At 69.1% G+C, this 10,589-nt stretch carries 8 protein-coding genes; 6 read left to right on the top strand and 2 right to left on the bottom strand.

What is annotated here, in order from left to right; genetic code table 11:
- The first annotated feature begins 17 nt into the window (after positions 1-17).
- Entirely contained in the window at positions 18-3,299 is a 3,282-nt protein-coding gene (locus BJ970_RS04420) for an ATP-dependent helicase (protein WP_312864109.1), read from the top strand.
- Positions 3,300-3,421: 122 nt separating this feature from the next.
- Positions 3,422-4,030, top strand: coding sequence for a hypothetical protein (locus tag BJ970_RS04415; protein WP_246470695.1), 609 nt, complete (start codon positions 3,422-3,424; stop codon positions 4,028-4,030).
- Positions 4,031-4,159: 129 nt separating this feature from the next.
- Here the strand turns inward: BJ970_RS04415 and BJ970_RS04410 are convergent, their stop codons facing one another.
- Positions 4,160-4,687, bottom strand: a complete 528-nt coding sequence (locus tag BJ970_RS04410; RefSeq protein ID WP_184724071.1) for a hypothetical protein — start codon at positions 4,685-4,687, stop codon at positions 4,160-4,162.
- 263 nt (positions 4,688-4,950) lie between these two features.
- On the opposite strand from BJ970_RS04410, the gene BJ970_RS04405 reads away from it, so the two are divergent.
- Positions 4,951-5,943 carry a potassium channel family protein gene (locus tag BJ970_RS04405; RefSeq protein ID WP_246471179.1) on the top strand — a complete coding sequence of 331 codons (993 nt, stop codon included), beginning with the start codon at positions 4,951-4,953 and terminating at the stop codon, positions 5,941-5,943.
- 294 nt (positions 5,944-6,237) lie between these two features.
- Positions 6,238-6,666, top strand: coding sequence for a hypothetical protein (locus BJ970_RS04400; RefSeq protein ID WP_184724066.1), 429 nt, complete (start codon positions 6,238-6,240; stop codon positions 6,664-6,666).
- Positions 6,667-6,849: 183 nt separating this feature from the next.
- Here BJ970_RS04400 and BJ970_RS04395 read toward each other — a convergent pair whose 3' ends face one another.
- On the bottom strand, positions 6,850-7,809 hold the full coding sequence (locus tag BJ970_RS04395) for a neutral zinc metallopeptidase (protein ID WP_184724063.1): 960 nt from the start codon (positions 7,807-7,809) through the stop codon (positions 6,850-6,852).
- 511 nt (positions 7,810-8,320) lie between these two features.
- On the opposite strand from BJ970_RS04395, the gene BJ970_RS04390 reads away from it, so the two are divergent.
- Both BJ970_RS04390 and BJ970_RS04385 read left to right on the top strand, forming a co-directional pair.
- Complete coding sequence (locus BJ970_RS04390) at positions 8,321-9,946, top strand: DUF2207 family protein (RefSeq protein WP_312864108.1); 1,626 nt, start codon at positions 8,321-8,323, stop codon at positions 9,944-9,946.
- A 197-nt stretch (positions 9,947-10,143) separates the two neighbouring features.
- Entirely contained in the window at positions 10,144-10,554 is a 411-nt protein-coding gene (locus BJ970_RS04385) for a hypothetical protein (RefSeq protein WP_184724057.1), read from the top strand.
- The last annotated feature ends 35 nt before the right edge of the window (positions 10,555-10,589 follow it).

Raw genomic sequence — 10,589 nt, 5'->3', positions numbered from 1 at the left:
CGGAAGGGGGTGTGCACGTGAGCGCATCCCATGGCCAATTGGCGCGAATCGTCAGTCCACATCGGATTGCGCAGGCTCTTGGGCTGCATCCGCCTACGCAGGAGCAGGCGGCGGTGATCGCCGCGCCCGCCGAACCGGCGCTGGTGGTGGCGGGTGCAGGTGCGGGGAAGACGGAGACGATGGCCGCCCGTGTGGTGTGGCTGGTCGCCAACCAGTTGGTGACGCCCGAGCGCATCCTTGGCCTGACGTTCACCCGCAAGGCCGCGCGGCAGCTCGCCGACCGGGTGCGGGCCCGGCTGCGCCGGCTCGCCGGATCGGGGCTGCTCGACGAGGTCGATCCGAGCGGACAATTGCGGTCCGCGGTGCTCACCGAAGAACCCACGGTGCTGACCTACCACGCCTACGCGGGGCGGCTCGTCGGCGAGCACGGGCTGCGGGTGCCGGTCGAACCCGGCGCGCGGCTGCTGACCGAGACGGCGTCCTGGCAGCTCGCGCACCGGGTGGTCGCGACCTGGACCGAGGACATCGACACCGACAAGGTCCCGGCCACGGTGACCGGTTATCTCCTGGCCCTGGCCGGGGAACTCGCCGAGCACCTGGTGAGTCCGGACCAGCTGCGCGCGCACGCCGAAAAGCTGTGCCAAGTGGTCGAGAACGCTCCGCGCGCCAAGGGTCAGCGCGCGAATCTCCCGCAGGATTTGGTGAAGGTCGTTGCCGCGCAACGCTTGCGAGTCGCGTTGATGCCGCTGGTGGAGGAATATGCCCAGCGCAAGCGGCGCGAAGGCGCGATGGACTTCGCCGACCAGATGTCGTTGGCGGCGCTACTCGCCACCGAGCACCCCGAGGTCGTCGACGGCGAACGAGCCCGCTACGGGGCGGTGTTGCTGGACGAGTACCAGGACACCGGCCACGCACAACGGGTTCTGCTGCGCTCGCTTTTCGGGCGGGGACTGCCGCTGCCGGTCACGGCGGTCGGCGACCCGGCGCAGGCCATCTACGGCTGGCGGGGCGCGAGCGCGGCGAACCTGCCGCGCTTCACCGACGACTTCCCGCGCATCGAGGACGAATCCAAGGCCCGGGCGCATCGGTACGGGCTGCTGACCAGCTTCCGCAACCCGCCGGAAGTGCTGCACGTCGCCAACGCGGTCTCCGGGCCGCTGCGCGAAACCGGCCTCGAGGTCGATGAACTGCGCGCCCGCGACGGCGCCGAGGCCGGCGACATCCGGTTGGCGTTGGCCGAGCACGTCCGGGAAGAGCGCGACTGGGTCGCCGATCAGGTCACCGCGCAGTGGCAAGCGGCGCTGGACGAGACGGGGCGGCCGCCGACGGCGGCCGTGCTGGTGCGCCGCCGTGCCGACATGGCCGACATCGCGGCGGCGCTGCGCGGACGCGGCCTGCCGGTCGAGGTCGTCGGGCTCGGCGGGTTGCTCGACGAGCCCGAGGTGCGTGATCTGGTCAGCGCACTGCGCCTGCTGGTCGACCCGCTCGCCGGGACGGCCGCGATGCGGCTGCTCACCGGATCGCGCTGGCGTCTCGGGGCGGCCGACATCGCCGCGCTGTGGGACCGCGCCCGGCAGCTTGGCGCACAAGCCTTCGGGGCGCCGGAATCCACCGATCCGTCCGCCGTGGTCACCGCGGCGCTGCCGGGGGAGAACGCGGAGCAGGCCGGACTGGTGGACGCGCTCGACGATCCCGGCAACGAGCAGCACTACTCCGCCGCCGGCTACCGGCGTGCCCGGAGCTTGGGCAAGGAGCTCGCCAAGCTGCGGCGGCGACTCGATCAGCCGCTGCCGGAACTCGTCGCGGACGTCGAGCGGACGTTGCTACTGGACATCGAGAGCATGGCGCGGCCAGTGGGCGCGGGGCGCATCCACCTCGACGCATTCGCCGATGCGGTTACCGATTTCGCCACCGCGAGCCCGTCGGCGACGCTGCCCGCCCTGCTGGACTACCTGGCAGCCGCCGAACAAGCCGAGGACGGGCTGGAACCCGGCGAGGTCGAGGTAGCCGAGGACCGGGTCCAGGTGCTCACCGTGCACGCGGCCAAGGGCCTGGAGTGGCAGGTGGTCGCCGTGCCGCACCTGGTCAACGACGTCTTCCCCGGCAAACGCAAGTCCTCGTCGTGGCTGCGGTCGGTCACCGAGCTACCCGCCGAACTGCGCGGCGACGCCCAAGATCTGCCCAGGTTGGACGTCGACCGGCTGTCCGGGCTGAACCGCAAGGAACTCGCCGAGGCGCTGGGAATCCACGACGAGGAGTTCGAGGAACGTCGGCTCGCCGAGGAACGGCGCCTGCTCTACGTCGCGGTGACGCGCTCGGAGCGGACTTTGCTGCTGTCCGGGCACTGGTGGGGGGAGAACGGCGACAGGCCTAAGGGGCCGTCGGGCTTCCTGCTGCAGTTGTCCGAGGTGTTGCGCGAGTCCGGGGCGGGTGTCGTCGACCGGTGGACCCCGGAACCGGACGAGGACGCGGCGAACCCCTTGGCCGACGCCGTCCGGTGCGCGGAATGGCCGGTCGATCCGTTGGGGCCGCGCCGGGCCGCGGTGGCCGAAGGCGCGGCGCTGGTGCGAGCAGCCTTATCCACTGTGGACGATCTGGAGCCGGAAGACGATGAGGACGGCTGGTCCCGAGACGTTGACGTGCTGCTGGCCGAGCGCGCCGCGGCCGCGCAGCGACGCGAGCAGGTGCGGCTGCCGGAGCACCTGTCGGTCAGCCAGCTCGTCGAACTCGCCGGCGACACCGACGGCCTCGCGCGGCGGCTGCGCCGTCCGCTGCCGTTCCCGCCGAACCCGATGACCCGCCGCGGCACCGCTTTCCATGCCTGGCTGGAGCACCGGTTCACCTCGACCGCGCTGCTGGACTTCGATGAACTGCCCGGTGCCGCCGACGATTCCGCGCCGGTGCATGAGGACCTGGCCGAGCTGCAGGAGGCGTTCCTCGCCGGTTCCTGGGCAGATCGCACGCCACACCGCGTCGAGGTGCCCTTCGAGACCCAGGTCGAGGGCGTCGTGCTGCGCGGCCGGATGGACGCGGTGTTCGCCGACGCCGACGGCGGCTGGACCGTGCTGGACTGGAAAACCGGCGCGGTGCCCGGCGGCGACCAGATTCCCGCGCTGTCCGTGCAGCTCGCGGCGTACCGGCTGGCCTGGGCAGAGCTGTCCGGAACACCGCTGTCGAAGGTTCGCGCGGCGTTCCACTACGTCCGCCGCGATTACACCCTCCGCCCGGCCGACCTGCTCGACGCGAACGGCATCCGGGACCTGATCGCCTCGGTCCCGACCGCCTCCCGCCAGTCGTGACCCGTGGCGGTCGTTCCTCGCGCTGGGTTTTTCTAGAGCATCTTCGGTGTGGCGCTGAGATCATTACACGTTCGGGTGGCGGAGCTTGAGATCGTGGTTCGCGACGGACGAGTATGCCCGCGATGAACACGGACTGGAAGCTCAAGACACCACCGGAATCCGAAGTATTCGTGGACGACGACGTGCTGGCGATGCGCGCCCCGCTGGTGCGGGTGCACCGCGATGACGAAGGCACCTGGTCCTTCGACGGTCCCGGTAAGAACCCGCGACCGTCGAAGAAGACGATGCTCAGCGCCGTGGTCGGCGCCTGGCCGCACGTCGCCGCGCTGTCCGAATTGGACACCGGCGGCGCCGCGGTGTGGTCGTGGAAGCAGCACGGCTGGGCCAGCGAGTTCGAGTGCGAATGCGGTAGTTGCGAACAGCCGGTGGCCGCGGACATCGACCGTGGCAGCTGGCCGAGCGAACTGCAGCCGCAAACCATCCTCAGCGTCGAGCAGGCCGCGCTGTCCGGCCAGGTGTCGCTGACCGACATCATCTCCACTCCCGGCGGCATCGCGCTGCTCGGCCCGGGCGACCACCGGCGCACCGCCGATCTGATGGCCCCGGTCGCGCTGGCGAACGTGATCCGCCGCTGGCCGCACACGGTGCAGGCGCTTCGCGCCCTGAAGGAAGATCGCGGCATGCGCTGGAACCCGGAGAACCTCAACTGGCACGAGTACGTGCTGGCCTGACCGAGGAGAACCGGGGCAATGCTCGTGGCGCTGTCGGCGGCTCTTGCGGGAGTCGCCGACACCGTCTCGGGCCGCCGCATGTCCGACGTCGAGACGCAGCCGAGTGCGATGAACCCGCGGGGCGGTCTTTCAGGCGTTCTCGGTCAGCTGGGGGAGTTCCAGGATTCGCGAGTAGAGGACCTCAAGCAGCCAGCGGCCGAACATCGACGAGCCGAACTCGGCGGTGCGGTCCTCCGGGGCGATCACCAGCTCGGTCGGCCCCTCGAAACCGGCGTTGACCACGCCGACGCCGTAGTAGTCCAGCTCCAGCATCGGCCACGGCTGGTACCGGGAATTCGACGGCAGCACGACGACGCAGGGTGCCAGCGTCAGCAACGTCCCACACGCCTGCAAAGCGAACCGGGCGTGCGGCACCGGCACCAGGATCCCGAGCAGATCCACCGCGGCTACCGGTAGGTGATCGTGCAAGGCGGGCTCGGACCAGGAGCGGAACCAGCTGGGGTTGAGTTCCGGCGCCCAGCCGTGGTGGCTGCGCCATTGGTGGACGTCCTGCCGGATCCGCGCCACGGCGGCGAACCGCGCGCCGAGTACCTCGACGTCCGGGATCAGCCGGCCATCCCACCCCAGGGCGCGCGCCGCATGCTCAAGCTGCTGCACCGCTGCATGGTAAGCCGACGCACCCGGATGTCCAGACCAAACTCTTCCACTTGGAGGAAAGGTCGGCAGCAAAGTGCCGGTGCCGCCTCACGCCGCAGCCGCGCACAACGTTACTGTTCGGCCGTGAAGGGTCACGGAGCCGGGGAGCACGGGTCATGATGCGGCGCAGTCCCAAGCAGTTGGCGCACCCCTTCATCGGTGGGCGCACCGACGAGGAGGAGCTGACCAACCGCCCCGACCACGCGCTCGTCGGCGTGATCCGGATGCCGGGCAGCACGATCAGCCCGGTCCGGTCCATCGTCCGCAGGATCATCGGCGCGATGCTCGCGCTGGGCGCCACGGTGCTCATCGTGTACTTCGGCCGCAACGGCTACCGCGACACCGCCGGTGGTGAGCTGGACCTGCTGGACGCCGTTTACTACGCGACGGTATCGCTGTCCACCACCGGCTACGGCGACATCACGCCCGTCAGCGCGCAGGCGCGCCTGGTGAATGTGCTGATCATCACGCCGCTGCGGGTGCTGTTCCTGATCGTGCTGGTCGGCACCACACTGGAAGTGCTCACCGAGCGCTCTCGGCAGGCTTTCAAGATCCAACGCTGGAGGTCCAAGGTGCGCGACCACGTGGTCGTCATCGGATACGGAACCAAGGGGCGGTCGGCGGTCACCGCACTGCTCGGCGACGACGCCGAGCCCGGCCGCATCGTGGTCGTCGACACCGACCAGCGGGCGCTGGAATCCGCCTCCGCGCAGGGCCTGGTCACCGTCAACGGCTCCGGCACCCGCTCGGACGTGCTGCGGGTGGCGGGTGTGCCGCGGGCGCGGGCGATCGTGGTGGCCCCCGCCCGGGACGACACCGCAGTGCTGGTCACCCTGACCGCGCGGGAGCTTTCGCCGAAGGCCCAGATCGTCGCGGCGGTGCGGGAAGCCGAGAACGTGCACCTGCTGCGGCAGTCCGGCGCGGATTCGGTGGTGGTTTCCAGCGAGACCGCGGGCCGGCTGCTGGGCATGGCGACCTCGACGCCGTCGGTGGTGGAGATGTTCGAGGACCTGCTGACCCCCGACGCGGGCCTGGCGATCGCCGAGCGGGAGGTCGAGCCGCAGGAGATCGGCGGCTCGCCGCGACACCTCTCGGACATCGTGCTCGGCGTGGTGCGCGACGGTCAGCTCTACCGGGTGGACGCGGCGGAAGCCGACGCGATCGAAGAGGGCGACCGGCTGCTCTACGTCAAGAAAGTGACGCCCGCAGAAGCCTAGAGAGTGTTTCAAAGGTGGTTGCGTAGCGGTGCCGGTAGCGGCCCCATGCGGGAGTTACCGTCGCCGCCGGGGCTCCGGGATCCCTGACTTATGTATGCCGCAATACGCGGCGCTGGGGCTGTCCTCGCCAGGCGACGTCTGAGCGGGACTCTGTGGGGCGGCGGTGCAAGCTGAGACCCACACCGCAAGCGGCTTAAGCCGCTTATCAGGCAGACCTTGGAACCGGTGGTGATTCGTCGACTGCTCGGGGTGACGTTGCGACCCTTAGTGCGGAGTTCTGCCACTATCGACTCCGTGGGAAGACAACGAGGTTCGGCGTCGGTGGCGTCGATCCTGCTTGTCCTAGGAATACTCGGCGTCGCGGTGGCCGCCGTAACGCTGTGGCCGCTGGTGACGGCTGTCGGTCAGGGACGAACCGCGATGCGCCCGGCGATGGCGACCGTCATCGAGTCGCGACCGTGCGGCGGACAGTCGGCGAGAGACCTCGTCGAGGTCCAGATCGACGGCGTCGTCCGGCAAGCGCCCTTCGACGGCTGCGGGCACGCCCGCGGCCAAGAGCTATCCGTGCAGGTGCCGGCCGACCCGGGCCAGGACTTCGTGGTGCGCCCCGCGCACGCCGCGGACTCCGAACTGGACGCCCAAGAGCAGCGCGCCAAGTGGGTCCTGCTGACCCTCGCCGCTGTCGCGGGGGGCGGCTACGGCCTGATGCTCCGCCGACCCTGAGCGGCCATGCCGCCCAGAATTCCTAGAGAGGTTTCAAAAGTGGTGCGCGTAGCGGTCCCGGTAGGCCGCCTGGGTTCCGGGACTGTCCTTGCCAGGCAACGTCTGAGCGGTTTGGGACCCTGTGGGGCGGCGGCGCAAGCTGAGTCCCACAACGCAAGCGGTTACGCCGCTTATAAAACAGACCTAGTCGACGTCGGATGGTGCTGCCAGCCACGTATTGCACTCCGTGACCCGGTTCTTGGTGAAACCCTGCCGGACCCATGTGCGGTTGGTCGCCTTGCTTCCGTGGTCGGGCACTTTGCTGTTCTCGTCCCCGCGCCCGGAAGAGTCCTCGAGCGCCGGGAAAATGTAGTTATTGCTGACGCCGCCGTTCTGCAACGCCGCCAACGACATGCCCTCGAAGCAGGTTGCCTGCAGTTCCGACCGTCGGGTCAGCTCCAGCCCTCCCGCCGTGGTGCTGCCGCCCGCCTCGTAGGACGCGTCGCCGTACGCGCTGTTGATCCCGCTCATGCCTTGCACCGCGTGGCCGAATTCGTGCGCGAACTGGCCGAGATAGGCACCGGCATCGGTACGCCCCTCCACTTCGGCGTAATACCGGGCGGTCATGTAGATCGTGTGGCTACCGGGGCAGTACATGGCCGTCTGGTTCCACATCCTGGTACCGCAGGGGGTTTCGATGTCGGCACTGGTGGTGATGACCTTCGGCGCCTCCACCGGCAGGTTGGCGGCCTCCAGCGCCGGGGTCCACGCTGCCATCAGGCAGGGCAGCGCCGCTTGGTAGAAATTGTCCTGCGAAGCCACATCCGTGCCGAAGGCGGGCAGGCGGCACGAGGTGTTCTTCGCGCCGTTCCCGGGGATGTTGATCGGGTTGTCACCGAGCGCAACGACCGGCTTCCCTCCTTCATCCGTGGTGCTTTCGGACGTGCCGGTGCTTTCCTCGGCGCTGGACGTTTCGCTGGTGGACGTTTCGGGCAAGCTGGACTCTCCCGAGGACGTCTCGGTTGAGCCGCCGGCGTAGTCGGAGGCGCTGTTGGAAACCGAGGCCGCGAGGGCGCCGATCGATCCCAGGCCGAACAACGCGACCGCGACGATCACCAGCGCGACCACGAAGCCGCTGCCGCTCTTGCGCTGCGGCACACGCATCGGCGGCAGCTGCGGCGGTATCTGCCGCGGTGGCGCCTGCACCGGCGGGACCGCGGTGAGGCGAGTGGTCGTCTGCTGCGGCAGCGGTCGTGCGACCGGCGGTGGCGCGACGGGCCGCGACTTCGGCCGGGAAACCGGCGGCTGTGGCCTTGGTTGCCCGGGCGGTGGCTGGGGTGCGCGAGATGGTGGTTGACGAGATGGCTGCTGCTGGGGCCCGGCTGGTGGACGCGGCCGTTGCCCCGGCGGTTGGGGCCGTTGTTGCCGGGTGCCGGGCGGCGGTTGCGTGCCATGAGGTTGTCGCGGAGGCCGAGGCGGTGGCGGCGATTGCGGTCCGCGCGGTGGCGGTGGCCAGGGCGGCTGCGTCATGCGTCCGTCCTCGTGACGTGTCGAATGTGGACGGTTTGACCAGGCTCAACGCGCCGCCACCCATCCGTCATGTCCCCGAACCTTCTCATGTTGATCGCGCTCGTTGTGGGCCAGAGCTTAACCGCGGGCCGCTATGGTTCGGGCCGTGTTGACCAAATGGGGACTGGCTGCGGTGCTGGTGGGACTGCTAGTCGGCGGGCCGGGCACGGCCGTGGCGAAGGAAAAACCGGTCGACTCGCTGCCCGGCACGGTTTCCAGCACGCTGCACCTCAAGCTGCAGCGCGACGGCCTGCTGTCGGTCACCGAGCGGATCACGGTTCCGCCTGGCCCCCCGGTCGAGCGCACGGTGCCGCTGCGGCAATCGGCCGGACCCGGCGCCGACCGCGTTTTCACCGTCTCCGAGGCCACCCTGGATGGCGGGGGCACCGTTCGAACCGACGCCGACAACATGCACTTGGCCCTGCGCCCCGGTGTGTCAACGCTGAAGTACGCCGTCCGCGGTGCCGTCGCCGATGCCGGGGACATGCAGGAAGTTCAGTGGCAGGTGTCGGGCGGCTGGAGCGTGCCGGTGGACCGAGTCGAGGTGGCTTCGCTGCTGTCCCCGAAGATTCCGCAGGACATCCTGTGCCTGGCCGGCCCGGTTGGCAGCGAGGCCCGCTGTGCCCGGTTCGAGGTCACCCACACTCAGGCGGTGCACGCGCTGACTTACGGGCTCAAGCCGAGTGACCGAGTGGACATCACCTTCAAGGTCCCGGCCGGCACCGTCCCGGCGAACGCAGTGACCGAGCAGCACTTCAGCCTGGCGCGGGCCTTTTCGCTGACGCCGGCGACGGCCGCGGGCCTGGCCGGAATCGGCTTGCTGCTGATCGGCGGACTCGGCCTGGTCTGGTACGCCCGCGGCCGGGACGAGCGCGCATTCGCCGAGGACGTCGGCCGGGTCGAGATGCTGATGACGGACTCGCGGGGAGCGGTCACGTTCGCCTCCCCGGACGGCGTGCTGCCTGGCCAGATCGGCACGGTCATCGACGAGCGGGTCGACCCGCTGGACGTCATCGCGACGGTCATCGACTTAGCGGTCCGTAACTACCTCTGGATCGAGGAACTTCCCGGCCGGGACTGGCGAATCGTGCGGCTCAACCCGGCGGATGAGTCGCTGCGGCCGTTCGAGCGAGCGGTGTACGAACTGCTCGTCGGCGATGCCGTGGAGGTGCGGCTGTCCCAACTCCGCGACCTGGACCTAAGCCCGGTCCGGGCCGCGCTCTACGCGGATGTCGTGGACAAAGAGTGGTTCGCGCGGCGCCCGGATGCCGACCGTAACCGGTTCTGGTGGATGGGAATGGGCGTCACCATCGGCGGCGCCGCGCTGACCGCGGTGCTGGCGGTCACGAGTTCCGCTGCGCTGCTGGGAATCGGTGTATTGCTCGGCGGTATCGCGATGACGTTCGGCGCCCGCCTGATGCCCGCCCGCACGCGACGCGGCAGCGCGCTAGTGCTGCAGGTGCGGGGCTTGCGGAGCTATCTGCACGACGTCTCGGCGGGCTCCCTGCCGGTGTCGGACCGCGAGACGGTGTTCTCCCGTTCGTTGCCGTACGCGGTGGTGTTGAGCGAAACCGACCACTGGCTCACCGAATTCGCCGAGCTGGACCCGGGAGCGGATGGCACTGCGGGCCTGTACTGGTACGCCAGCCTCGAATCGACGCCGAACCTGCAACGCTTCCGCGAAGCCTTCCCCGCCCTGATGGCGAAACTCAACGAAACGGTCAAGTGCTGACTGGGTAACGATTGGCGCACGGTTCTCCTCGACTGGCCGTAAGTGGTCGCTCGCGGTGCGTGATGATCCCGCGACCCGCGGTCGGGCAGTGATGTCGAACTTTGCCTGGTTCGGCGGGAACCGTTACGCCCTTACCTGCGTCAAGTTAAAGTGTTCACGTTTCATGGGGGAGATCGCGAGATCCAGAGGGGTCTGGGATGGCAACCGACGCGGGTGGTTTCGCCGCAGCCAAGGAAGGGCTGAAGGCGATCAGCGGGCAGACGCAATGGATGAATCAGCAGGTCAGCGCGGGCAAGCTAGCGCTGGACCCCGATGTCGCCGACAAGGCCGCCAAACGCTGCGAAGAGGAGATCGAAGCGCTTAGTGGGCTTCTCCGGAATGCGAACGCTTTGCAGACTGTGAAGGGGCTGGGCGACTACCCCGACGGTCAGCAACTCGCGAAGCGCTTCCAGGACAAGGCGACTGATGGGGATGCCGGGGTCCTCAAGCTGATCCGTGACATGCAGGAAGAGCTGAAGAAGCAGGCGGACGCATTCCGCGGTGCCGCCAAGGATTACCGTGCCACCGACGAACAGAACGCCGACGACCTGAGGCGAGGTATTCAGTGAGTACGTTTTCCCGGTCCCTGATCGCTACGGCTGCC

Source organism: Saccharopolyspora phatthalungensis (assembly GCF_014203395.1).
Classification (GTDB): domain Bacteria; phylum Actinomycetota; class Actinomycetes; order Mycobacteriales; family Pseudonocardiaceae; genus Saccharopolyspora; species Saccharopolyspora phatthalungensis.
Note: the sequence above shows the minus strand (reverse complement) of the source record. Positions and strands in the feature narration are given on the sequence as shown.

What these genes read in the sequence shown, in the direction of transcription:
- BJ970_RS04415 (WP_246470695.1), top strand. Translation starts at nt 3,422, where the DNA reads ATGAACACGGACTGGAAGCTCAAGACACCACCGGAATCCGAAGTATTC.
- BJ970_RS04405 (WP_246471179.1), top strand. Translation starts at nt 4,951, where the DNA reads ATGCCGGGCAGCACGATCAGCCCGGTCCGGTCCATCGTCCGCAGGATC.
- BJ970_RS04395 (WP_184724063.1), bottom strand. Translation starts at nt 7,809, where the DNA reads ATGCGTGTGCCGCAGCGCAAGAGCGGCAGCGGCTTCGTGGTCGCGCTG.
- BJ970_RS04385 (WP_184724057.1), top strand. Translation starts at nt 10,144, where the DNA reads ATGGCAACCGACGCGGGTGGTTTCGCCGCAGCCAAGGAAGGGCTGAAG.